Here is a 22594-nt window from a genome sequence, read left to right as displayed (position 1 = left end):
CCATGACAACTCCGCAACGGAGCGACCCATGAAAGATTTGGTGAAAGTTCTCAAATCGCAGGCGCAGTCCGAAGAATTCGACGCCATCAAGATTACCCTGGCGTCTCCGGACATGATTCGCTCGTGGTCTTTTGGTGAAGTGAAGAAGCCTGAAACCATCAACTACCGGACATTCAAGCCGGAACGTGATGGTCTTTTCTGTGCCAAGATCTTTGGCCCGGTGAAGGACTACGAGTGCCTGTGTGGCAAGTACAAGCGGATGAAGCATCGCGGCATCATCTGTGAGAAGTGTGGCGTTGAAGTGACCAAGGCGGCAGTGCGTCGTGAGCGTATGGCTCATATCGAACTGGCGAGCCCGGTCGCGCATATCTGGTTCCTGAAGTCTCTGCCGTCCCGTATCGGCATGCTGCTCGACATGACTCTGCGTGATATCGAGCGCGTGCTGTACTTCGAAAGCTTCGTGGTCATCGATCCGGGCATGACGACCCTCGAGAAGGGTCATCTGCTCAACGATGAGCAGTACTTCGAAGCGCTGGAAGAATTCGGTGATGATTTCGACGCCCGCATGGGTGCCGAGGCCATCAAGGCGCTGCTCGAGGACATCGAGCTGGAAGAAGAGGTCGAGCGCCTGCGTGAAGAGATTCCGCAGACCAACTCCGAGACCAAGATCAAGAAGCTGTCCAAGCGCCTCAAGCTGCTGGAAGCCTTCTACTATTCCGGCAACAAGCCGGGCTGGATGATCATGGAAGTGCTGCCAGTGCTGCCGCCGGACCTGCGTCCGCTGGTACCGCTGGACGGCGGCCGCTTCGCGACCTCGGATCTGAACGATCTGTATCGTCGTGTGATCAACCGCAACAACCGCCTCAAGCGTCTGCTCGACCTCAATGCGCCGGACATCATCGTGCGCAACGAGAAGCGCATGCTGCAGGAATCCGTGGATGCACTGCTCGACAACGGTCGTCGCGGTCGCGCCATCACCGGTTCCAACAAGCGTCCGCTGAAGTCGCTGGCCGACATGATCAAGGGCAAGCAGGGTCGTTTCCGTCAGAACCTGCTGGGCAAGCGCGTCGACTATTCCGGTCGTTCCGTCATCACCGTCGGCCCGACCCTGCGTCTGCACCAGTGTGGTCTGCCGAAGAAGATGGCGCTTGAACTGTTCAAGCCGTTCATCTACGCCAAGCTGCAGGCCTCCGGTCACGCCAGCACCATCAAGGCCGCCAAGAAGATGGTCGAGCGCGAAGCCCCGGAAGTCTGGGATTTCCTCGCCGACGTCATCCGCGAGCACCCGGTGCTGCTGAACCGTGCCCCGACTCTGCACCGTCTGGGTATCCAGGCGTTCGAGCCGCTGCTGATCGAAGGCAAGGCCATCCAACTGCACCCGCTGGTCTGCGCTGCGTACAACGCCGACTTTGATGGTGACCAGATGGCTGTCCACGTACCGCTGACGCTGGAAGCCCAGCTGGAAGCGCGTGCGTTGATGATGTCGACCAACAACGTGCTGTCGCCGGCCAACGGCGAGCCGATCATCGTGCCGTCCCAGGACGTCGTGCTGGGTCTGTACTACATGACCCGCGAGAAGATCGGTGCCAAGGGTGAGGGCATGGCCTTCGCGAACCTGGGTGAAGTCGAGCGTGCCTTCGGTACGCACAGCGCTCATCTGCACGCGATGGTCAAGGTCCGTCTGACCGAGACGCTCAAGGACGAAGAGTCCGGCGAGCTGTACGAGAAGACGTCCCTGCACGACACCACCATCGGTCGCGCACTGCTGTTCCGCATTCTGCCGAAGGGCATGCCGTTCGAGCTGATCAACCAGGTGATGAAGAAGAAAGCCATCTCCGGCCTGATCAACGAGGCGTACCGTCGTGTCGGTCTGAAGGACACCGTCATCTTCGCTGACCAGCTGATGTACACCGGCTTCCGTCTCGCGACCTGGTCCGGCGCCTCCATCGGCGTCAACGACTTCGTCATCCCGGACGCGAAGAAGGTCATCATCGATGCGGCCGAAGACGAAGTGAAAGAGATCGAAGACCAGTTCTCCTCCGGTCTCGTGACCGCGGGCGAGAAGTACAACAAGGTCATCGATATCTGGGCGCGTGCCAACGACCGTGTCGCCAAGGAGATGATGGCAGGTATCTCGAAAGAGACCGTCGTCAACTGGAAAGGCGAAGTGGTCAATGACGAAGACGGCAAGCCGATGGAGCAGGACTCCTTCAACAGCGTCTTCATCATGGCCGACTCCGGTGCGCGTGGTTCCGCCGCACAGATTCGTCAGCTGGCTGGTATGCGTGGCCTGATGGCCAAGCCGGATGGCTCGATCATCGAGACGCCGATCACCGCCAACTTCCGTGAAGGCCTGAACGTACTCCAGTACTTCATCTCCACGCACGGTGCCCGTAAGGGTCTGGCGGATACGGCACTGAAGACCGCCAACTCCGGTTACCTGACTCGTCGTCTGGTCGATGTTGCCCAGGATCTGGTCATCACCGAAGCGGATTGCGGCACTCAGGAAGGTCTGATTCTGCACCCGGTCATCGAAGGCGGCGACATCATCGTCCCGCTGTCCCAGCGCGTGCTGGGTCGTGTCGTGGCGCAGGACGTGATCGATCCGGTCTCTGATGAGGTCCTGATCGCACGCGGCACGCTGCTCGACGAAGCCTGGTGTGCACAGCTCGATACCATGGGCGTCGATGAGATCATCGTGCGTACCACCATCGGTTGTGAAACCGTGCACGGTGTCTGCTCGGCCTGTTACGGCCGTGACCTGGCGCGTGGCCATCAGGTCAACGTCGGTGAAGCCATCGGTGTCATCGCGGCACAGTCCATCGGTGAGCCGGGTACCCAGCTGACCATGCGTACCTTCCACATCGGTGGTGCCGCTTCGCGTGCCTCCGCCGTGGACAGTGTCCAGGTCAAGCATGGCGGCAGCGTGCGTCTGCACAACATCAAGTCGGTCGAACGTGCCGATGGCAAGCTGATTGTCGTCTCGCGTTCCAGCGCACTGGCAGTGGCGGATGACCACGGCCGTGAGCGCGAATTCTACAAGCTCCCGTACGGTGCTGAGTTGTCCGTACGTGACGGCGATCCGGTGGCCTCTGGTCAGTCCGTCGCCAAGTGGGATCCGCACACTCACCCGATCGTCGCGGAAGTCGCGGGTCAGGTGCAGTTCACGGACATGGAAGATGGCCAGACCATCAACCGTACCACTGACGAAATGACCGGCCTGTCCTCCATCGAGGTCATCGAAAGCGCTTCACGTCCGTCCGCGGCCCGTGACAAGCGTCCGATGATCATGCTGGTAGACGGTAGCGGCAAGCACGTGACACTGCCGGGCTCCAACACGCCGGTCCAGTACCTGCTGCCGGGCAATGCCGTGGTGTCCGCCGAGAATGGCGCAGCCGTCGGCGTGGGTGACGTCATCGCACGTATCCCGATGGAAGCGTCCGGTAACAAGGACATCACCGGTGGTCTGCCGCGCGTTGCCGACCTGTTCGAAGCACGTCGTCCGAAAGAGCCGGCCATTCTGGCCGAGATCTCCGGCACCGTGACCTTCGGCAAGGAAACCAAAGGCAAACGTCGTCTGACCATCACGCCGGTGGAAGGTGATCCGTTCGAGCTGTTGATCCCGAAATGGCGCCAGATCAGCGTCTTCGAAGGTGAAACGGTCGAGAAGGGTGAAGTCATCTCCGATGGCCCGAGCAACCCGCACGATATCCTGCGTCTGCTCGGCGTCGCGGAAATGACCAAGTACATCACCACCGAAGTCCAGGAGGTCTATCGCCTCCAGGGTGTCGGCATCAACGACAAGCACATCGAAGTCATCGTGCGTCAGATGCTGCGCAAGGTCGAGATCACCGATTCTGGCGATTCCACCTTCATCACAGGCGACCAGGTGGAATACGCCCGCGTCGTCGAAGAAAACATGCGTCTCGAGGCCGACGGCAAGTTCCCGGCCAAGTTCGATCGCATCCTGCTCGGTATCACCAAGGCGAGCCTGGCAACTGAATCGTTCATCTCCGCGGCGTCCTTCCAGGAAACCACGCGAGTTCTGACCGAGGCATCTGTCACCGGCAAGCGCGATTATCTCCGTGGTCTGAAGGAGAATGTCGTGGTCGGTCGCCTGATTCCGGCGGGTACTGGCCTGGCCTATCACGACGAGCGTCGCCGCCGTCGCGATGGCCTGCCGCTCGCACCGGCCCCGTCGGCACAGGACGTCGAGCAGGAATTGGGCGCTCAGCTCACTGCCCTCGACGCGGACGACGACGACCTCTGAGGTCTTGCGCCCCGCCGTCTCTGACGGCGGGGTTGACGCCCTTGTGGCCCAAGCCCTAGAATATGCAGCCTTTAACAGTAGGGCAGGTGCACCCTGCCCTGTTGTTGGAAGGCAGTACAACCCATTGGAGCAAGCAAATGGCAACCGTTAACCAGCTCGTGCGCAAGCCGCGCAAGCGTCAGGCGTCCAAGAGCGACGTCCCTGCGCTGCAGGCATGTCCGCAGAAGCGTGGCGTGTGTACCCGTGTATACACTACTACCCCGAAGAAGCCGAACTCCGCACTCCGTAAGGTTTGCCGTGTTCGCCTGACCAACGGCTTCGAAGTCACTTCATACATCGGCGGTGAAGGTCACAACCTTCAGGAACACTCTGTTGTTCTGATCCGTGGCGGTCGTGTGAAGGATTTGCCGGGTGTCCGTTACCACACCGTTCGTGGTGCACTGGATACCTCTGGCGTGCAGAACCGTAAGCAGGGCCGTTCCAAGTACGGCGCCAAGCGTCCGAAGGCGTAATTCAAAGTTTAATATCGGTCTGATAAGAGTAAGGTCGGGCGTCGCGTCCAACGCGAGGCGTCCCGGGTTTACCTGAAGGACCCTTCTACTGAGGGCTTATCATGCCTAGAAGACGTGTAGCAGCTAAGCGCGAAATCCTGCCGGATCCGAAGTTCGGAAGCGAGCGCCTGGCCAAGTTCATGAACCACCTGATGATCAGCGGCAAGAAGTCTGCAGCTGAGCGCATCGTTTACGGTGCTCTCGATCGTGTTGCCGAACGCTCCAATGACGAGCCGCTGGACCTCTTCGACAAGGCGCTGGAAGCCATTCAGCCGATGGTCGAAGTGAAGTCCCGTCGTGTTGGTGGTGCAACCTACCAGGTGCCGGTTGAAGTTCGTCCTTCCCGTCGTCAGGCACTGGCCATGCGTTGGCTGGTGGACGCTGCGCGCAAGCGCGGCGAAAAGACCATGGTGCAGCGCCTCTCTGGCGAGATCCTGGATGCCGCTGAAGGCAAGGGTTCTGCTGTGAAGAAGCGTGAAGACGTGCACCGCATGGCAGAAGCCAACAAGGCCTTCTCCCACTACCGCTTCTAAACAACGGGGATACTCACCGTGGCACGCAAGACTCCACTTAAGCGTTACCGCAACATCGGTATCTGTGCCCACGTCGACGCCGGTAAGACTACCACTACCGAGCGCGTCCTGTTCTATACCGGCCTGTCTCACAAGGTCGGCGAAGTCCACGATGGTGCTGCCACCATGGACTGGATGGAGCAGGAACAGGAACGTGGCATCACGATCACCTCTGCGGCGACCACCTGCTTCTGGCAGGGCATGAGCAAGCAGTTCGACGAGCACCGTATCAACATCATCGATACTCCGGGGCACGTTGACTTCACTGTTGAAGTCGAGCGTTCACTGCGTGTTCTCGATGGCGCGGTCGTGGTGCTGTGTGGTTCTTCCGGTGTCCAGCCGCAGACAGAGACTGTCTGGCGTCAGGCCAACCGTTACGAAGTTCCGCGCATGATCTTCGTCAACAAGATGGACCGCGCTGGCGCGGACTTCTTCATGGTCGTCGAGCAGGTGCGCAAGCGCCTGGGCGCGAACGCCGTCCCGATCCAGATCAACTGGGGTGCGGAAGACGAGTTCAAGGGCGTCATCGACCTGATCAAGATGAAGGCCATTGTCTGGGACGAAGACAATCACGGCATGAACTACGAGCTGATCGACATTCCGGCCGAGCTGCAAGATACAGCTGCCGAATGGCGTGAACACATGCTCGAGTCTGCTGCTGAAGCGTCCGAAGAGCTGATGGACAAGTACCTTGAAGAAGGCGAGCTGTCCGAGGAAGAGGTCAAGGCTGCGCTGCGTCAGCGTACCCTGGCCAACGAAATCTGCCTCGTGACCTGTGGTTCTGCCTTCAAGAACAAGGGTGTCCAGGCGGTTCTGGATGCGGTCATCGAATACATGCCGTCTCCGCTTGAAGTCAAGGCCATCGAAGGTGAGCTTGACGACAAGGACGGTACCATCGAGACCCGCGAAGCTGACGACAAGGCTCCGTTCGCGGCGCTGGCGTTCAAGATCGCGACCGATCCGTTCGTTGGTACCCTGACCTTCATCCGCGTCTACTCGGGCGTGCTGAAGTCTGGTGATGGCGTCTTCAACTCCGTCAAGAGCAAGAAGGAGCGTGTCGGTCGTATCGTCCAGATGCACTCCAACTCTCGTGAGGAGATCAAGGAAGTCTATGCTGGCGATATCGCCGCATGTATCGGTCTGAAAGACGTGACCACCGGTGACACCCTGTGTGACCCGGATCACAAGATCGTGCTTGAGCGCATGGAATTCCCTGAGCCGGTCATCTCCGTCGCTGTCGAGCCGAAGTCCAAGGCCGACCAGGAAAAGATGGGTGTTGCACTGGGCAAGCTGGCCCAGGAAGATCCGTCCTTCCGCGTCGAGACCGACGAAGAGTCCGGTCAGACCATCATCTCCGGTATGGGTGAGCTTCACCTGGACATCCTCGTCGACCGCATGCGTCGCGAGTTCAATGTCGAGGCGAACATCGGCAAGCCGCAGGTGGCTTACCGTGAGACCATCCGTACCAAGGTCGAGCAGGAAGGCAAGTTCGTTCGTCAGTCCGGCGGTCGTGGTCAGTTCGGTCACGTCTGGCTTCGCATTGAGCCTCTCACTGCAGAGGACAAGGGCGACGACGAAGAAATGACCTTCAAGTTCGAGTCCGAGATCGTCGGTGGTGCGGTTCCGAAGGAATACGTGCCGGCCGTCGAGAAGGGCGCCGCTGAGCAGCTCAAGAATGGTGTCATCGCCGGTTATCCGATGATCGACGTCAAGGTCACGCTGTTCGATGGTTCCTACCACGACGTCGACTCCAACGAGACTGCGTTCAAGGTCGCCTCTTCCATGGCGATCAAGGCCGGTGCCCCGAAAGCGGGTGCAGTGCTGCTTGAGCCGCTCATGAAAGTCGAAGTCGTCACGCCTGAAGATTTCATGGGTGACGTCATGGGCGACCTGAACCGTCGTCGTGGCCTCGTTCAGGGCATGGATGATTCTTCCACTGGCAAGATCATCAATGCACTGGTGCCGCTGGGTGAGATGTTCGGTTATGCGACCGACCTGCGCTCACAGACCCAGGGCCGCGCAAGCTACTCCATGGAGTTTGCGAAATACGACGAAGCACCGAACAGCATCGTCGAAGCCGTCATCAATCAGAAGTAACCGATTAGCTAACGAAAGAGGTTATAGCAGTGGCTAAGGAAAAATTTGAGCGTTCGAAGCCGCACGTCAACGTCGGCACCATTGGTCACGTCGATCACGGCAAGACCACTCTGACTGCGGCTCTGACTCGCGTCTCTGCAGAAGTCTTCGGTGGTGACGCGCGTGCGTTTGACTCCATCGATAATGCCCCGGAAGAGCGTGAGCGTGGTATCACCATCTCCACCGCTCACGTGGAATATCAGTCCGAAGTGCGTCACTATGCGCACGTCGACTGCCCGGGTCACGCCGACTACGTCAAGAACATGATCACCGGTGCTGCCCAGATGGACGGCGCTATCCTGGTCTGTTCCGCTGCTGACGGCCCCATGCCGCAGACTCGCGAGCACATCCTGCTGTCCCGTCAGGTCGGCGTTCCGTTCATCGTTGTCTTCCTGAACAAGGCTGACATGGTCGATGACGAAGAACTGCTCGAGCTGGTCGAGATGGAAGTTCGTGAACTCCTGAGCGAGTACGACTTCCCGGGCGACGACACTCCGATCATCATCGGCTCTGCCCTGATGGCTCTGGAAGGCAAGGACGACAACGGCATGGGTACTACCGCCGTTGCCAACCTGATCAAGGCCCTGGATGCGTACATCCCGGAGCCGGAGCGTGCTATCGACCAGCCGTTCCTGATGCCGATCGAAGACGTCTTCTCCATCTCTGGCCGCGGTACCGTCGTCACTGGCCGTATCGAGCGTGGCCTGGTCAAGACTGGCGAAGAGATCGAGATCATCGGCGTGCGTGACACCACCAAGACTACCGTTACCGGTGTCGAGATGTTCCGCAAGCTGCTGGACGAAGGTCGTGCTGGCGAAAACGTCGGCGCCCTGCTGCGCGGCACCAAGCGTGATGACGTCGAGCGTGGCCAGGTTCTGGCCAAGCCGGGCTCCATCAAGCCGCACACCAAGTTCGAAGCCGAAGTCTACGTCCTGTCCAAGGAAGAAGGCGGTCGTCACACTCCGTTCTTCAAAGGCTATCGTCCGCAGTTCTACTTCCGTACCACTGACATCACTGGTACCTGTGAGCTGCCGGAAGGCGTCGAGATGGTCATGCCGGGCGACAACGTCCAGATGGTCGTGTCTCTGATCGCTCCGATCGCCATGGAAGATGGTCTGCGTTTCGCTATCCGTGAAGGCGGTCGTACCGTCGGCGCTGGCGTCGTGGCCAAAATCGTCGAGTAAGGTTCTCCTTACCTGACACAGAAGGGGGCCCTGATGGGCCCCCTTTTCTCGCATGTTTGACACCTGATGTCAGTCTGCCTATAATGCGCATCCTTTGAATGCGTGGGTGACGGCCTACGCCGTCGACATCCATTGGAGTTTTGGGCAATGCAAAACCAGAAGATTCGCATCCGGTTGAAAGCATTCGACCACCGTCTGATCGACCAGTCCTCTGCAGAGATCGTTGAAACTGCAAAGCGTACCGGTGCTCAGGTTCGTGGCCCGATCCCGCTGCCGACCCGTCGCGAGCGTTACACCATCCTGGTCTCTCCGCACGTCAACAAGGACGCGCGTGACCAGTATGAGATTCGTACCCACAAGCGCGTTCTCGACATCGTCGAGCCGACAGAGAAGACTGTCGACGCGCTGATGAAGCTTGACCTGGCTGCCGGTGTGGACGTCCAGATCAAGGTTGACTGATACCTCACTAGTCACTGCGGCCCAGCGCTCTCACTGATAGAGCAGCAGCCGCCACGCCGGGATGGCGTCATACAATGTGCTAGTGGAATGCTCTGGAAAGGGCAGCCATAGCGGGTGACAGCCCCGTACACTAAAGGAGACTGAACATGTCTATCGGTTTAGTCGGTAAGAAGGCCGGGATGACCCGTGTCTTCACCGAAGCTGGCGCCTCTGTGCCGGTTACCGTGATTGAAGTTGAGCCGAACCGCATCGTGACCATCAAGTCTCTCGAGACTGACGGCTACAATGCTATTCAGGTGACAACTGGCTCTCGTAAAGCCAAGCACCTCACCAAGGCAACTGCTGGTCAGTATGCCAAGGCGGGTGTTGAGGCTGGCCGTACCCTGATGGAATTCCGCCTGAACGAAGGCGACGAAGCTCCTGCAGTGGGCGGCGAACTCACCGTATCCCTCTTTGAAGCTGGTCAAAAGATTGACGTGACCGGCACCTCCAAGGGTAAAGGTTTCCAGGGCGCAGTTAAGCGCTGGAACTTCCGCACCCAAGACGCTACCCACGGTAACTCACTGTCGCACCGCGCGCCGGGTTCCATCGGTAACTGTCAGACCCCGGGCCGCGTCTTCAAAGGTAAGAAGATGGCTGGCCAGATGGGCAACGTCCGTTCCACCGTCCAGAGCCTGGAAGTGGTCCGCGTCGACGCTGAACGCAATCTTCTGCTGGTCAAGGGTGCCGTTCCAGGTGCTCCGGGCGGCGAAGTGATCGTGCGTTCCGCTGTGAAAGCTCGCTGAGGGGAATTAACCGATGAATCTTAATCTTGCAGGTGCAGGCGGCGCAGTAGACGTCTCCGATGCCACCTTTGGTAAGGACTTCAACGAGGCTCTGGTTCACCAGGTCGTCACCGCCTATCTGGCTGGTGCACGTCAAGGTACCGTGGCTCAGAAGACCCGTTCTGACGTGTCCGGCGGTGGCAAGAAGCCGTGGCGTCAGAAAGGTACTGGTCGTGCACGTGCCGGTACCATCCGTTCCCCGCTGTGGCGTTCTGGCGGTGTGACCTTTGCAGCGCGTCCTCAGGACCACTCGCACAAGGTCAACCGCAAGATGTATCGCGCTGCCATGCGTTCCATCCTGTCCGAGCTGGTCCGTCAGGATCGCCTGGTCGCGGTCGACGCTATCAGCGTCGAAGCTCCGAAGACCAAGCTGCTGATCGCCAAGCTCCAGGAACTGGGCCTTGAGAAAGCGCTGATCGTCACTGAAGAGCAGGACGTCAATCTGTACCTGGCCGCGCGCAACATCCCGTATGTTGACGTCGTCAATGTCGCTGGCGCTGACCCGGTCAGCCTCGTCGGTTACGACAAGGTGCTGATGACTGTCGCTGCCCTGCGCAAGTTCGAGGAGAACCTGGGATGAATCAGGAACGCGTATTCAAGGTCCTGCTTGGTCCTCACATGACCGAGAAGGCCGCGGTCGCTGCCGAGAACAACCAGTACGTGTTCAAGGTTGCCAGCGACGCGACAAAGCCCGAAATCAAGAAAGCCGTCGAAGCGCTGTTTGGTAAGAAAGTCGATCGTGTTCAGGTTCTGAACATGAAAGGCAAGACCAAGCGCACCGCTCGCGGTGTTGGTCGTCGCGCTGGTTATCGCAAGGCCTATGTAACTCTGGCCGCCGGCGAGACCATCGAAGACTTCTCTGGCGCCGAGTAAGGCAGGAGTACGGAACATGGCAATTGTTAAGACAAAACCTACCTCCGCCGGTCGCCGCCACCTGGTAAAGGTCGTCAATGACGAACTTTTCAAAGGTCGCGCGTACGCTCCGCTGCTTGAAAAGCAGTCAAAGTCCGGTGGTCGTAACAATAATGGTCGCATCACTACTCGCCACATCGGCGGTGGTCATCGTCACCATTACCGTCTGGTCGATTTCAAGCGCAACAAGGATGGCATTCCGGCCATCGTTGAGCGTCTGGAGTACGATCCGAACCGTAGCGCGAACATCGCGCTGGTGAAGTACCTTGACGGCGAACGTCGCTACATCATTGCACCGAAAGGTGTCTCTGCTGGCGATCGTCTCGAGTCTGGTGTTAACGCACCGATCAAGAAAGGCAACGCTCTGCCGCTGCGCAATGTCCCGGTGGGTTCCACCGTTCACTGTGTAGAGCTGAAGCCAGGCAAGGGCGCCCAGATCGCTCGTAGTGCAGGTACCAGTGCCCAGGTCGTGGCACGTGACGGTAACTACACCACGCTGCGTCTGCGCTCTGGCGAGATGCGTAAGGTGCTGTCCGAATGCCGTGCAACTCTCGGCGAAGTGGGCAACTCCGAGCACAGCCTCCGTCAACTGGGCAAGGCCGGTGCTAAGCGTTGGAGAGGCGTGCGCCCGACTGTTCGCGGTGTCGCGATGAACCCGGTCGATCACCCGCATGGTGGTGGTGAAGGTCGTACCTCTGGTGGCCGTCACCCGGTCAGCCCGTGGGGCGTCCCGACCAAGGGTCACAAGACTCGCAAGAACAAGCGCACCGATAAGCTTATCGTCCGTCGCCGCAAGGCCAAGTAACAGATATTGAGGGGTAACGGCTGTGCCACGTTCACTGAAGAAAGGTCCTTTTATTGACCTTCATCTGCTGAAGAAGGTTGAGACAGCAGTGGAAAAGAACGACCGCAAACCGATCAAGACCTGGTCGCGTCGTTCCATGATCCTGCCGAACATGGTCGGGCTCACCATTGCCGTCCATAACGGTCGCCAGCATGTCCCGGTTCTCGTTTCTGAGGAAATGGTCGGTCACAAGCTCGGCGAGTTTGCTGCCACCCGCACATACCGCGGGCACGCTGCAGATAAAAAAGCCAAACGGTAAGCCAGAGAGGATTTAAGAGATGGAAGTAGCTGCTAAGCTGCGCGGCGCTCGTTTATCCGCCCAGAAGGCCCGTTTGGTGGCTGACCAGGTGCGCGGTAAGCCGGTCGCCGAGGCGCTGAATCTGCTCGCTTTCTCACCGAAGAAGGCCGCGAAGATTGTTCGCAAGGTTCTGCAGTCCGCGATCGCGAATGCGGAAGAAAACAACGGCATGGACATTGACGAGCTTCGCGTCTCGACTATCTGTGTCGACGAGGGCATGACGCTCAAGCGCATCCAGCCACGTGCCAAAGGCCGTGCGGATCGTATCTTGAAGCGCACTTGTCATATCACCGTCAAGGTAGCCGAGAAGTAGGAGACGACCAATGGGTCAGAAAGTTAATCCGACAGGTTTCCGACTGGGTATTGTCAAGGATCATACCTCTGTCTGGTACGCCGAAGGCGCTACCTATGCCGACAAACTGAACAACGATCTGCAGGTGCGTGGATTCCTGGAAGAGCGTCTGAAAAGCGCTTCCGTGAGCCGCATCAGCATCGAGCGTCCGGCAAACAACGCCCGTATTACCATTCACACCGCCCGTCCGGGTATCGTGATCGGTAAGAAAGGTGAAGATGTCGACCGCCTTCGTCGTGAAGTTTCCGAGATGATGGGCGTTCCCGTCCACATCAACATCGAGGAGATTCGCAAGCCGGAACTCGATGCCAAGCTGGTTGCTGCCAATGTGGCAGGTCAGCTCGAGCGTCGTGTCATGTTCCGTCGTGCGATGAAGCGTGCTGTGCAGAACGCAATGCGTCTGGGCGCCAAGGGCATCAAGATTCAGCTCTCTGGTCGTCTCGGCGGTGCCGAAATCGCCCGTACCGAATGGTACCGCGAAGGCCGCGTTCCGCTTCACACCCTGCGTGCTGACATTGATTACTCCACCTTCGAAGCTCACACCACCTACGGCATCATTGGTGTCAAGGTCTGGATCTTCAAAGGCGAGATCCTCGGTGGCATCGAAGAGGTGCGAGCCAAGGCGAAGCAGCCCGCGTCCGCACCCAAGAAGAAAGGCAAGTAAGGGGGTAATCGATGTTACAGCCCAAGCGTATGAAATTCCGCAAGATGCAGAAAGGTCGCAACCGTGGCCTGGCGCATCGCGGAAGCAAGGTAAGCTTTGGTGAGTTTGGCCTGAAAGCCACCGGCCGTGGTCGTATCACCGCTCGTCAGATCGAAGCTGGCCGTCGTGCCATCACTCGTCACGTCAAGCGTGGCGGTAAGATCTGGATCCGTGTCTTCCCAGACAAGCCGATCTCCAACAAGCCGTTGGAAGTTCGTATGGGTAAAGGTAAGGGTTCTGTCGAGTACTGGGTCGCTCAGATCCAGCCCGGCAAGGTCCTCTACGAGATCGAAGGTGTATCCGAAGAGCTGGCCCGTGAAGCATTTAGCCTGGCCGCTATGAAGATGCCGATCTCCACCACCTTTGTTAAGCGGACGGTGATGTGATGAAAGCCCAAGAACTCCGTGAAAAGTCAGTCGAGGCGCTCCAGGAGCAGTTGTTCGAACTGCTGCGTGAGCAATTCAATCTGCGCATGCAGAAGGCAACAGGCCAGCTGAGCCAGGTTCACCTGCTCAAGCAGACTCGTCGCCAAATTGCTCAGGTTAAGACTGTGCTCAACCAGAAGTCAGGTGAGTAAAATGGCCGAAGAAACTAAAGCACGCACACTCACCGGCAAGGTGGTGAGTGACAAGATGGAAAAATCCATCGTTGTCATGGTCGAGCGCCGTGAGCGTCACCCGATCTATGGCAAGTACCTGAGACGCTCCACCAAGCTGCACGCCCATGATGAGGCGAATCAGGCTCGGATCGGTGACACCGTCTCTATCGCCGAGACTCGTCCGCTGTCCAAGAAGAAAGCCTGGACCCTGGTCGAGGTGGTTGAACAGGCCAAGGGTTAATCCCTAGGCCAGTTCCCACCAGGCAGTCAGATTAGGTTTGGAGAAAACCGATGATTCAGACTCAGACAATGCTGGATGTCGCCGACAACAGTGGCGCGCGCCGGGTGCAATGCATCAAGGTGCTGGGTGGTTCACACCGCCGTTACGCTCGTGTTGGAGACATCATCAAGGTCACCGTCAAAGAAGCTATCCCGCGTGGCAAGGTCAAGAAAGGCCAGGTCATGAAGGCAGTGGTCGTTCGTACCAAAGCCGGTGTCCGTCGTAATGACGGTTCCGTGATCCGCTTCGACGGTAATGCGGCCGTTCTGTTGAACAACACCAACGAACAGCCGATCGGTACCCGTATCTTCGGCCCGGTTACCCGTGAACTTCGCAGTGAGAAGTTCATGAAGATCATTTCCCTGGCGCCCGAAGTGCTGTAAGGAGCGGAAGCGGATATGCAAAAGATCAAACGTGACGATGAAGTCATCGTCATCGCCGGGAAGGACAAGGGCAAGCGCGGTACCATCAGCAAGGTGCTGAAAGGTGAGCGTCTGCTCGTGTCCGGTGTGAATATGATCAAGCGTCACACCAAGCCCAACCCGATGCTGGGCACCCAGGGGGGTATCGTCGAGCGCGAGGCTCCGATTCACGCGTCCAACGTGGCCATCTTCAACCAGGAGACCGGCAAGGCGGATCGTGTCGGAATCCAGGTACAGGAAGACGGTACTAAGGTACGCATCTTTAAGTCGACTCAGAAGCTGATCGACGCCTAACGCGAGTCGGGTACAACATGGCGAACTTGAAAGAACGTTATCAGAACGAAGTGGCCGCCCAGCTTAAAGAGCAGTTCGGCTACGCCAATGTGATGCAGGTTCCCCGCATCACCAAGGTGACCCTGAACATGGGTATCGGTGAAGCCACCGCTGACAAGAAGCTGATCGACAACGCGTTTGCCGATCTCCAGATGCTTTCTGGTCAGAAGCCCATCGTCACCAAGGCACGCAAGTCCATCGCTGGCTTCAAAGTCCGCGAAGGATGGCCGATCGGTGTTAAGGTGACCCTGCGCAGCGATCGTATGTGGGACTTCCTGGACCGTCTCGTGAACGTGGCTATCCCGCGCGTTCGTGACTTCCGTGGTCTGAACCCGAAGTCCTTCGATGGCCGTGGAAACTACTCCATGGGTGTGCGTGAGCAGATCATCTTCCCGGAGATCGAGTATGATAAGATCGACCGGATTCGTGGCCTGGACATCACCATCACCACTAGCGCCAACACCGATGATGAAGGTCGTGCGTTGCTGGGCGCGCTGAACTTCCCGTTCAAGAAATAAGGGTGGATCATGGCAAAGAAAAGCATGGTTGAGCGCGAGCTCAAGCGCACCAAGCTGGTCGCTAAGTACGCCGCCAAACGCGACGCACTGAAGACCATCATCAACGACGTCAACGCTTCTGAAGAAGAGCGCTTCGACGCACAGCTGAAGCTGCAGCAGCTGCCGCGTGATGCCAGCCCGGTCCGTCAGCGTAACCGCTGCCGTATCACTGGCCGTCCGCACGGCTACTACAACAAGTTCGGCCTGAGCCGCAACAAGCTGCGTGAAGCCGCTATGCGTGGTGACGTGCCTGGTCTGACCAAGTCCAGCTGGTAACACCACTGCAAGAATTCAGGAGCGCAACGTAAATGAGCATGCAAGACACTCTGGCGGATATGTTCACTCGTATCCGCAATGCGCAGATGGCCACCAAGGAGACGGTTACCATGCCGTCTTCCAAGCTCAAGGTTGAAGTGGCCCGCGTATTGAAGGAAGAGGGTTATATTTCCGAGTTTGCCGTCGCAGAAGGCGCCAAGCCGGAACTGACCGTGACCCTCAAGTACTTCGAAGGCAAGTCGGTTATCGAGAGCATCAAGCGTATTTCCAAGCCGTCCCTGCGCCAGTACAAAGGCAAGGGTGAGCTTCCGAAAGTCGCAGATGGCCTGGGTATTGCGATCGTTTCCACCTCCCGGGGCGTGATGACCGATCGTGCGGCCCGTCAAGCTGGTGTCGGCGGCGAAGTCCTCTGCACCGTATTCTAGGAGTTTGGAATGTCCCGCGTAGCCAAGTATCCGGTTAAATTGCCGAACGGCGTCGAGGCAAAGCTCGACGGCGACAAGCTGACCGTGAAGGGCAGCAAAGGCCAGCTGGAACTGACCGTCCACCAGGACGTGGTCATCTCTATGGAAGAAGGTCAAATGACCTTCGTTCCGTCCGAGACCGCCAAGAACTGGGCGATGGTTGGTACCACTCGTGCTCTGGTCAACAACATGGTGTCTGGTGTTTCCGAAGGCTTCACCAAGTCTCTGGAAATCAATGGTGTGGGTTATCGTGCCCAGGCCAAAGGCCAGACAATCAACCTGACACTGGGCTTCTCACACCCGGTCGACTATGAACTGCCGGCAAGTGTTACGGCTGAAACGCCGAAGAACACTCAGATCGTCCTCACGTCTGCTGACAAGCAGGCTTTGGGTCAGGTCGCCGCAGAGATTCGCGCATTCCGTCCGCCGGAGCCCTACAAGGGCAAAGGTATTCGGTACAGCGACGAAGTCGTCCGTCGTAAAGAAGCCAAGAAGAAGTAAGGCAGGGTTATGAACGCGAAGAAAGAATCTCGTCTCCGTCGTGCCCGCCGCGCTCGTGCGAAAATCCGCGAGCTGGGCGTGTTTCGCCTGTGCGTGAACCGCACCCCGCGTCACATCTACGCGCAGATCATCTCGCCGGATGGCGGCCAGGTCCTGGCCACCGCATCCACGCTCGACAAGAGCCTGCGCGAAGGTTCTACCGGTAACTCGGACTCCGCCGCCAAGGTGGGTGCTCTGATTGCCGAGCGCGCGAAGGAAGCGGGTATCAAGCAAGTGGCTTTCGATCGCTCCGGGTACAAGTACCACGGTCGCGTGAAGGCCCTGGCCGATGCCGCACGTGAAGGCGGCCTGGAATTCTAAAGGGTTTTACGATGGCGAATATCGAACAGAAGGGCGGTGACCTGCAAGAGAAGCTCGTGCAGATCAACCGCGTCGCCAAGGTAGTCAAGGGCGGCCGTATCTTCGGTTTCACCGCTCTGACTGTCGTTGGTGACGGCAATGGTCGTGTTGGCTTCGGCCGTGGCAAGGCGCGTGAAGTGCCGGTCGCGATCCAGAAGGCAATGGACCAAGCTCGTCGCAACATGATCAAGGTTGACCTGAAGGGCCACACCCTGCAGTACCCGGTGAAGGCTCGTCACGGCGCATCCAAGATCTACATGCAGCCAGCGTCCGAAGGTACCGGCATCATTGCCGGCGGTGCGATGCGTTCCGTGCTCGAACTGGCAGGCGTCCATGACGTCCTGGCCAAGTGCTACGGTTCCACCAATCCGGTCAACGTGGTGCGCGCGACCATCAACGGTCTCGCTGCCATGAAATCTCCGGAAGACATCGCCGCCAAGCGTGGCCTGTCTGTCGACAAGATTGCGGGGTAAGGCACCATGGCAGCTAAGATCACGGTAACCCAGATCCGCAGCACCATCGGCGTCCTCGAAAAGCACAAGGCCACTATGAAAGGTCTTGGCCTGCGCCGCATCGGTCACACTGTCGAGCTGGAAGACACCCCCGCGGTACGCGGCATGATCAACAAGGTTCACTACCTTGTCCGTGTTGAGGGAGAGTAATCCATGAAATTGAATACCCTGAGTCCGGCCCCGGGCTCCAAGCACGCTGCAAAGCGTGTCGGTCGTGGTATCGGCTCCGGTCTTGGTAAGACCGGCGGTCGTGGCCACAAGGGCCAGAAGTCCCGTTCCGGTGGCAGCGTCAAGCCGGGCTTCGAAGGCGGTCAGATGCCTATGCAGCGTCGCCTGCCGAAGTTTGGTTTCACTTCCGCGAAGTCTCTGATTTCCGAAGAAGTGCGCCTGAGCGAACTGGCACTGGTAGACGGCGAGATCGTCGACCTCGAAACGCTGAAGAAGGCCAACGTGCTTCGTGATTCCACGAAGTTCGCGAAGGTCATGCTCTCCGGCGAACTGGACAAGGCAGTCACGGTTCGCGGCATTAAGGCCACCAAAGGTGCCCGTGCTGCGATCGAAGCTGCCGGTGGCAAGGTAGAGGACTAAATGGCTAAGTCAGGAAACGTACCGGCGATGCAGGGAAGTGGGTTGAGCGAACTCTGGGCGCGTTTGCGCTTCGTGTTCATCGCCATCGTGGTGTACCGAATCGGTGCACACATCCCCGTTCCCGGTATCAATCCTGACCAGCTTGCTGCCTTGTTCAGGGAAAACCAGGGCACCATCCTGAGCATGTTCAACATGTTCTCCGGTGGTGCACTGGAGCGAATGAGTATCTTCGCGCTGGGCATCATGCCCTACATATCCGCGTCGATCATCATGCAGCTCCTGACGGTGGTCTCGCCTCAGCTTGAGCAGTTGAAAAAGGAAGGCGAGGCCGGCCGTCGCAAGATCAGCCAGTACACGCGCTACGGCACGGTAGTACTGGCCCTGGTCCAATCGATCGGCATGGCAGTCGGACTGGTCGGAAACGGTGTCGCCTATTCCGCTGACTTCAGCTTCTACTTCACCGCCGTGAGTACGTTCGTGGCTGGTGCGGTGTTCCTGATGTGGCTGGGAGAGCAGATCACCGAGAAGGGTATCGGCAACGGGATCTCACTGATCATCTTTGCTGGTATTGTCGCCGGGCTGCCGAGTGCCATCGGCCAGTCTTTCGAACTGGCGCGCAATGATGGTGCCTGGAATGTGCTTCCGCTGCTGGCGCTGACGCTGCTCGCAGTCATTACCGTTGCCTTCGTGGTGTTCATCGAACGCGGCCAACGCCGCATCACGGTGAACTATCCGCGCCGTCAGGTTGGCAACAAGATGTATGCAGGTCAGAGCAGCTACTTGCCGATGAAGGTCAACATGGCCGGGGTCATCCCGCCGATCTTCGCGTCAAGCATCCTGCTGTTCCCTGCGTCGATGGGTCAATGGTTTGGCCAGAGTGAAAGCATGCAATGGTTGCAGACGGCATCTCAGGCTCTCGGGCCGGGTCAGCCACTGTATATCTTGCTTTTCGCTGCCGCTGTAGTATTCTTCTGCTTCTTCTACACGGCGCTGGTCTTCAATCCGAAGGATGTTGCTGACAACCTCAAGAAGTCAGGAGCGTTTCTGCCGGGTATTCGCCCAGGCGAACAGACCGCCCGTTACATCGATAAGGTGATGACTCGCCTGACGCTGTTCGGCGCCCTCTACATCACCCTAGTCTCCCTGATGCCTCAATTCCTCGTTGTTGCATGGCAGGTTCCGTTCTATTTCGGCGGCACCTCTCTGCTCATCGTGGTCGTGGTGGTCATGGACTTCATGGCCCAGGTGCAGTCGCATCTGATGTCAAATCAGTATGCGTCGGTGATGAAGAAGGCCAACCTCAAAGGCTATGGCAGCGGTGGCATGATGCGCTGATTGCGCAGCCCCTGTTAGCAAACTGGAGAGAACGATGAAAGTTCGAGCTTCCGTCAAGAAAATTTGCCGTAACTGCAAGATCATTCGGCGTCGTGGCGCAGTGCGGGTCATCTGCACTGAGCCCCGCCACAAGCAGCGTCAGGGTTAATTCCCTCGACCCGCTTAGCTGAATACAAGCTCGGGTGCTGGCATACCCCCTTGTTCCCAATGGGATCAAGGGGTATGCTATTGCGCCCTTTGTGGATGTAAAATCCGCCGCTAACCTTTCGGAGAAAACTGATGGCCCGTATTGCTGGCGTCAATATCCCGGACAACAAGCACGCGGCGATCTCGCTGACTTATATCTTCGGGATTGGCCGTACGCGTGCACAGCAGATCTGCGCCGCTCTCGGTTTAGAACCGAGCGTCAAGATCGCTGATCTGTCTGTTGAACAACTGGACCTGGTTCGTGCCGAGGTGGGTAAGTACACCGTCGAAGGCGACCTGCGTCGTGAGATCACGCTGAACATCAAGCGTCTCATGGACCTCGGTTGCTATCGTGGCCTGCGCCATCGTCGTGGTCTTCCGTTGCGCGGTCAGCGCACCAAGACCAACGCACGTACACGCAAAGGTCCGCGTAAACCGATTCGCAAGTAAACGAACTGGCGTTTAGACAGGAAACATCTAATGGCTAACCCGAGTAAGCGCAAGAAGGTTAAAAAGCAGGTAGTGGATGCCATCGCGCATATCCACGCCTCTTTTAACAACACTATCGTGACGATCACAGACCGCCAGGGCAATGCTCTTTCCTGGGCAACTGCCGGTGGTTCGGGTTTTCGTGGTTCTCGCAAGAGCACCCCGTTCGCTGCGCAAGTCGCAAGTGAACGTGCAGCGACCGCTGCAGCCGAATATGGTGTGAAGAACGTCGACGTGCTGGTCAAGGGCCCGGGTCCGGGTCGTGAGTCCGCCGTGCGTGCTCTCAATGCCGCAGGCTTCCGCGTGCAAAGCATCACCGACGTGACCCCCATCCCGCATAATGGGTGCCGTCCGCCGAAGAAACGCCGCGTTTAAGGAGACAGACTCATGGCTCGTTATATTGGACCGAAGTGCAAACTGTCTCGTCGTGAAGGCACCGACCTCTTCCTGAAGAGTGGCGTGACTCCGTTCGAGAAGAAGTGCAAATCCGAACAACCCCCGGGTGTTCATGGCCAGCGCCGTCAGCGTCTTTCAGACTACGGCCTGCAGCTGCGTGAAAAGCAGAAGGTACGTCGCATGTACGGCGTGCTGGAAAAGCAATTCCGCAACTACTACAAAGAAGCCGCTCGCCTCAAGGGTGCGACCGGTGAGGTTCTGCTCCAGCTCCTCGAGACTCGTCTCGACAACGTCGTCTACCGCATGGGCTTCGGCTCCACGCGTTCCGAGGCACGTCAGCTGGTCAGCCACAAGGCGATCGCCGTGAACGGCCGTACCGTCAACGTTGCTTCCTTCAAAGTGAAGGCTGGCGATGTGGTCACCGTTCGTGAGAAGGCCAAGAACCAGGCTCGCATCCAGCAGTCTCTGGCACTCGCTGCCAACCGCGGTGATGTCTCCTGGGTCGACGTCGACTCCAAGAAGATGGAAGGCACTTTCAAGGCTGTCCCCGAGCGTGGCGACCTGTCTGCCGATATCAACGAAAACCTGATCGTCGAGCTGTACTCCAAGTAATGTAACGCCGGGCCGATTCGTCGGCCCGGCTGGAGTACCCAGATTATCCGTTTGGCAGCCTTAAAGGTGTTCTTATGCAGCGCTCAGTGACAGAGTTTCTCCGTCCTCGCGATATCAAGGTCGAGGAAGTCAGCGCCCATCACGCGCGAATCGTCCTCGAACCCTTCGAGCGTGGTTTCGGCCACACCCTGGGGAATGCTCTGCGTCGCATCCTGCTTTCTTCCATGCCCGGCTGTGCCGTCGTGGAAGCTGAGATCGAAGGCGTTCTGCACGAGTACAGCGCCATTGAAGGGGTGCAGGAGGATGTAATCGAAATCCTGCTGAACCTCAAGGACGTGGCCATCAAGATGCATGGTCGCGACGAAGCTGTGCTGGCGCTGAACAAGAAGGGCCCGGGTATCGTGACTGCTGGCGACATCGCTGGCGACCACGATCTCGAAATCGTGAATCCGGATCACGTCATCGCTCACCTCAATGATGGTGGCGAGCTGAAGATGCAGCTCAAGATCGCTCGTGGCCGCGGCTACGAAGCGGCAGATGCTCGCATCTCTGCTGATGACGAATCACGTGCCATTGGCCGCCTCCAGCTGGATGCGACCTTTACCCCGGTTCGTCGGGTCTCCTATGCCGTCGAGGCTGCGCGTGTTGAACAGCGCACCAACCTCGACAAGCTGGTGATCGACCTGGAAACCGACGGCACATTGGATCCGGAAGAAGCGATCCGCCGCTCCGCAACTATCCTGCAGGAGCAGCTGGCCGCCTTCGTTGATCTGGAAGCAGACAAGGAACAGGAAGTCGAAGAAGAGGAAGATCAAATCGATCCGATCCTTCTCCGTCCCGTAGACGATCTTGAGCTGACTGTTCGCAGTGCGAACTGTCTCAAGGCCGAGAATATCTATTACATCGGTGATCTCATTCAGCGCACCGAAGTTGAGCTGCTGAAGACCCCGAATCTCGGCAAGAAGTCCTTGAATGAAATCAAGGACGTGCTGTCCGCGCGTGGTCTGTCCCTCGGCATGCGGTTGGAAAACTGGCCGCCCGCAAGCCTGAAGGACGACAAGGCTTCCGCTTAAGGAAGCCCGGTCGGCTCAAGCCCCAGACTGGTAAGGAATCACAACCATGCGTCATCGTAAGAGTGGTCGTCACCTGAACCGTACCAGCTCTCACCGTGAAGCCATGTTCAAGAACATGTGCATCTCTCTGGTAGAGCACGAAGTCATCAAGACTACCCTGCCGAAAGCCAAGGAACTGCGTCGTCATATCGAGCCGCTGATCACCCTGGCCAAGCAGGACACCGTTGCGAACCGCCGTTTGGCGTTCTCTCGCACGCGCTCCAAGGAAGCGGTCGGCAAGCTCTTCAATGAGCTCGGCCCGCGCTACACCTCCCGTCCGGGCGGTTACCTGCGCATCCTGAAGTGCGGCTATCGCGCCGGTGACAATGCCCCGATGGCATTCGTCGAGCTGGTCGATCGCCCGGTTGCCTCCGAGGCAGCGGGCGAAGAGTAAGCTTCGGCTTGCTTCGTCCACAAGAAAAGGCCAAC

33 protein-coding genes are annotated in these 22594 nt (G+C 58.3%); all 33 read left to right on the top strand.

Going from position 1 to position 22594, the window contains the following annotated elements; translation table 11 throughout:
* The first annotated feature begins 28 nt into the window (after window positions 1-28).
* The 33 genes from rpoC (at window position 29) to rplQ (ending at window position 22559) form a co-directional block, all read left to right on the top strand.
* Complete coding sequence (gene rpoC, locus R1T44_RS00780) at window positions 29-4270, top strand: DNA-directed RNA polymerase subunit beta' (protein WP_043334882.1); 4242 nt, start codon at window positions 29-31, stop codon at window positions 4268-4270.
* A gap of 137 nt (window positions 4271-4407) precedes the next feature.
* Window positions 4408-4782, top strand: a complete 375-nt coding sequence (gene rpsL / locus R1T44_RS00775; RefSeq protein WP_043334880.1) for a 30S ribosomal protein S12 — start codon at window positions 4408-4410, stop codon at window positions 4780-4782.
* 101 nt (window positions 4783-4883) lie between these two features.
* Window positions 4884-5354: a 30S ribosomal protein S7 gene (rpsG, locus tag R1T44_RS00770; RefSeq protein WP_043334878.1), complete on the top strand. Its 471-nt coding sequence runs from the start codon at window positions 4884-4886 to the stop codon at window positions 5352-5354.
* An 18-nt stretch (window positions 5355-5372) separates the two neighbouring features.
* Window positions 5373-7490, top strand: a complete 2118-nt coding sequence (gene fusA, locus R1T44_RS00765; protein WP_043334876.1) for an elongation factor G — start codon at window positions 5373-5375, stop codon at window positions 7488-7490.
* A 29-nt stretch (window positions 7491-7519) separates the two neighbouring features.
* On the top strand, window positions 7520-8713 hold the full coding sequence (gene tuf, locus R1T44_RS00760) for an elongation factor Tu (RefSeq protein WP_043334873.1): 1194 nt from the start codon (window positions 7520-7522) through the stop codon (window positions 8711-8713).
* 147 nt (window positions 8714-8860) lie between these two features.
* Window positions 8861-9172, top strand: coding sequence for a 30S ribosomal protein S10 (rpsJ, locus tag R1T44_RS00755; protein ID WP_024950650.1), 312 nt, complete (start codon window positions 8861-8863; stop codon window positions 9170-9172).
* A gap of 146 nt (window positions 9173-9318) precedes the next feature.
* Window positions 9319-9957, top strand: a complete 639-nt coding sequence (rplC, locus tag R1T44_RS00750; RefSeq protein WP_024950651.1) for a 50S ribosomal protein L3 — start codon at window positions 9319-9321, stop codon at window positions 9955-9957.
* Between the two features lie 13 nt (window positions 9958-9970).
* On the top strand, window positions 9971-10576 hold the full coding sequence (rplD, locus tag R1T44_RS00745) for a 50S ribosomal protein L4 (protein WP_054556901.1): 606 nt from the start codon (window positions 9971-9973) through the stop codon (window positions 10574-10576).
* Window positions 10573-10869 carry a 50S ribosomal protein L23 gene (rplW, locus tag R1T44_RS00740; protein WP_043334865.1) on the top strand — a complete coding sequence of 99 codons (297 nt, stop codon included), beginning with the start codon at window positions 10573-10575 and terminating at the stop codon, window positions 10867-10869. The genes rplD and rplW overlap by 4 nt, the downstream gene beginning before the upstream one ends.
* Window positions 10870-10885: 16 nt before the next feature.
* Entirely contained in the window at window positions 10886-11713 is an 828-nt protein-coding gene (gene rplB, locus R1T44_RS00735; RefSeq protein ID WP_043334862.1) for a 50S ribosomal protein L2, read from the top strand.
* Window positions 11714-11735: 22 nt separating this feature from the next.
* A complete protein-coding gene (gene rpsS / locus R1T44_RS00730) occupies window positions 11736-12011 on the top strand; it encodes a 30S ribosomal protein S19 (protein WP_024950655.1) in 276 nt (91 codons plus the stop codon).
* A gap of 19 nt (window positions 12012-12030) precedes the next feature.
* A complete protein-coding gene (rplV, locus tag R1T44_RS00725; RefSeq protein WP_043334859.1) occupies window positions 12031-12363 on the top strand; it encodes a 50S ribosomal protein L22 in 333 nt (110 codons plus the stop codon).
* Window positions 12364-12373: 10 nt separating this feature from the next.
* The gene (rpsC, locus tag R1T44_RS00720; protein ID WP_043334856.1) at window positions 12374-13066 is read left to right on the top strand and encodes a 30S ribosomal protein S3; all 693 of its coding nucleotides are present in this window, start codon (window positions 12374-12376) and stop codon (window positions 13064-13066) included.
* A gap of 11 nt (window positions 13067-13077) precedes the next feature.
* Window positions 13078-13491 carry a 50S ribosomal protein L16 gene (gene rplP / locus R1T44_RS00715; protein ID WP_043334854.1) on the top strand — a complete coding sequence of 138 codons (414 nt, stop codon included), beginning with the start codon at window positions 13078-13080 and terminating at the stop codon, window positions 13489-13491.
* On the top strand, window positions 13491-13682 hold the full coding sequence (gene rpmC / locus R1T44_RS00710; protein ID WP_024950659.1) for a 50S ribosomal protein L29: 192 nt from the start codon (window positions 13491-13493) through the stop codon (window positions 13680-13682). The genes rplP and rpmC overlap by 1 nt, the downstream gene beginning before the upstream one ends.
* A gap of 1 nt (window position 13683) precedes the next feature.
* Window positions 13684-13944, top strand: a complete 261-nt coding sequence (rpsQ, locus tag R1T44_RS00705; RefSeq protein WP_043334852.1) for a 30S ribosomal protein S17 — start codon at window positions 13684-13686, stop codon at window positions 13942-13944.
* Between the two features lie 50 nt (window positions 13945-13994).
* Entirely contained in the window at window positions 13995-14366 is a 372-nt protein-coding gene (gene rplN, locus R1T44_RS00700) for a 50S ribosomal protein L14 (protein WP_043334850.1), read from the top strand.
* A 15-nt stretch (window positions 14367-14381) separates the two neighbouring features.
* Complete coding sequence (rplX, locus tag R1T44_RS00695; protein WP_043334846.1) at window positions 14382-14699, top strand: 50S ribosomal protein L24; 318 nt, start codon at window positions 14382-14384, stop codon at window positions 14697-14699.
* Between the two features lie 17 nt (window positions 14700-14716).
* Window positions 14717-15256 (top strand): 50S ribosomal protein L5, encoded by a 540-nt coding sequence (gene rplE, locus R1T44_RS00690; RefSeq protein WP_043334844.1) that lies wholly within the window; start codon window positions 14717-14719, stop codon window positions 15254-15256.
* 9 nt (window positions 15257-15265) lie between these two features.
* Entirely contained in the window at window positions 15266-15571 is a 306-nt protein-coding gene (gene rpsN, locus R1T44_RS00685; RefSeq protein ID WP_043334842.1) for a 30S ribosomal protein S14, read from the top strand.
* Between the two features lie 32 nt (window positions 15572-15603).
* Window positions 15604-15996: a 30S ribosomal protein S8 gene (gene rpsH, locus R1T44_RS00680; RefSeq protein ID WP_043334840.1), complete on the top strand. Its 393-nt coding sequence runs from the start codon at window positions 15604-15606 to the stop codon at window positions 15994-15996.
* Window positions 15997-16005: 9 nt separating this feature from the next.
* Complete coding sequence (rplF, locus tag R1T44_RS00675; protein ID WP_216060035.1) at window positions 16006-16536, top strand: 50S ribosomal protein L6; 531 nt, start codon at window positions 16006-16008, stop codon at window positions 16534-16536.
* Window positions 16537-16545: 9 nt separating this feature from the next.
* Complete coding sequence (rplR, locus tag R1T44_RS00670) at window positions 16546-16896, top strand: 50S ribosomal protein L18 (protein WP_024950667.1); 351 nt, start codon at window positions 16546-16548, stop codon at window positions 16894-16896.
* An 11-nt stretch (window positions 16897-16907) separates the two neighbouring features.
* Window positions 16908-17408 (top strand): 30S ribosomal protein S5, encoded by a 501-nt coding sequence (gene rpsE, locus R1T44_RS00665; protein WP_054556902.1) that lies wholly within the window; start codon window positions 16908-16910, stop codon window positions 17406-17408.
* Window positions 17409-17414: 6 nt separating this feature from the next.
* The gene (gene rpmD, locus R1T44_RS00660; protein WP_024950669.1) at window positions 17415-17597 is read left to right on the top strand and encodes a 50S ribosomal protein L30; all 183 of its coding nucleotides are present in this window, start codon (window positions 17415-17417) and stop codon (window positions 17595-17597) included.
* Window positions 17598-17600: 3 nt separating this feature from the next.
* The gene (gene rplO / locus R1T44_RS00655; RefSeq protein WP_317292391.1) at window positions 17601-18035 is read left to right on the top strand and encodes a 50S ribosomal protein L15; all 435 of its coding nucleotides are present in this window, start codon (window positions 17601-17603) and stop codon (window positions 18033-18035) included.
* A complete protein-coding gene (gene secY, locus R1T44_RS00650) occupies window positions 18036-19370 on the top strand; it encodes a preprotein translocase subunit SecY (protein WP_043334831.1) in 1335 nt (444 codons plus the stop codon).
* A gap of 34 nt (window positions 19371-19404) precedes the next feature.
* Window positions 19405-19518 carry a 50S ribosomal protein L36 gene (gene rpmJ, locus R1T44_RS00645; RefSeq protein ID WP_077373351.1) on the top strand — a complete coding sequence of 38 codons (114 nt, stop codon included), beginning with the start codon at window positions 19405-19407 and terminating at the stop codon, window positions 19516-19518.
* A 131-nt stretch (window positions 19519-19649) separates the two neighbouring features.
* Window positions 19650-20006, top strand: coding sequence for a 30S ribosomal protein S13 (rpsM, locus tag R1T44_RS00640; RefSeq protein ID WP_024950672.1), 357 nt, complete (start codon window positions 19650-19652; stop codon window positions 20004-20006).
* Between the two features lie 30 nt (window positions 20007-20036).
* Window positions 20037-20420 (top strand): 30S ribosomal protein S11, encoded by a 384-nt coding sequence (rpsK, locus tag R1T44_RS00635; RefSeq protein ID WP_043334827.1) that lies wholly within the window; start codon window positions 20037-20039, stop codon window positions 20418-20420.
* Window positions 20421-20432: 12 nt separating this feature from the next.
* The gene (gene rpsD, locus R1T44_RS00630) at window positions 20433-21053 is read left to right on the top strand and encodes a 30S ribosomal protein S4 (protein ID WP_043334824.1); all 621 of its coding nucleotides are present in this window, start codon (window positions 20433-20435) and stop codon (window positions 21051-21053) included.
* A gap of 74 nt (window positions 21054-21127) precedes the next feature.
* The gene (locus R1T44_RS00625) at window positions 21128-22126 is read left to right on the top strand and encodes a DNA-directed RNA polymerase subunit alpha (RefSeq protein ID WP_043334822.1); all 999 of its coding nucleotides are present in this window, start codon (window positions 21128-21130) and stop codon (window positions 22124-22126) included.
* Between the two features lie 46 nt (window positions 22127-22172).
* Window positions 22173-22559 (top strand): 50S ribosomal protein L17, encoded by a 387-nt coding sequence (gene rplQ, locus R1T44_RS00620; RefSeq protein ID WP_043334820.1) that lies wholly within the window; start codon window positions 22173-22175, stop codon window positions 22557-22559.
* The last annotated feature ends 35 nt before the right edge of the window (window positions 22560-22594 follow it).

It is taken from the genome of Cobetia amphilecti (assembly GCF_032923285.1).
Taxonomy (GTDB): Bacteria; Pseudomonadota; Gammaproteobacteria; order Pseudomonadales; family Halomonadaceae; genus Cobetia; species Cobetia amphilecti.
This window is presented reverse-complemented; position numbering and strand designations above follow the sequence as displayed.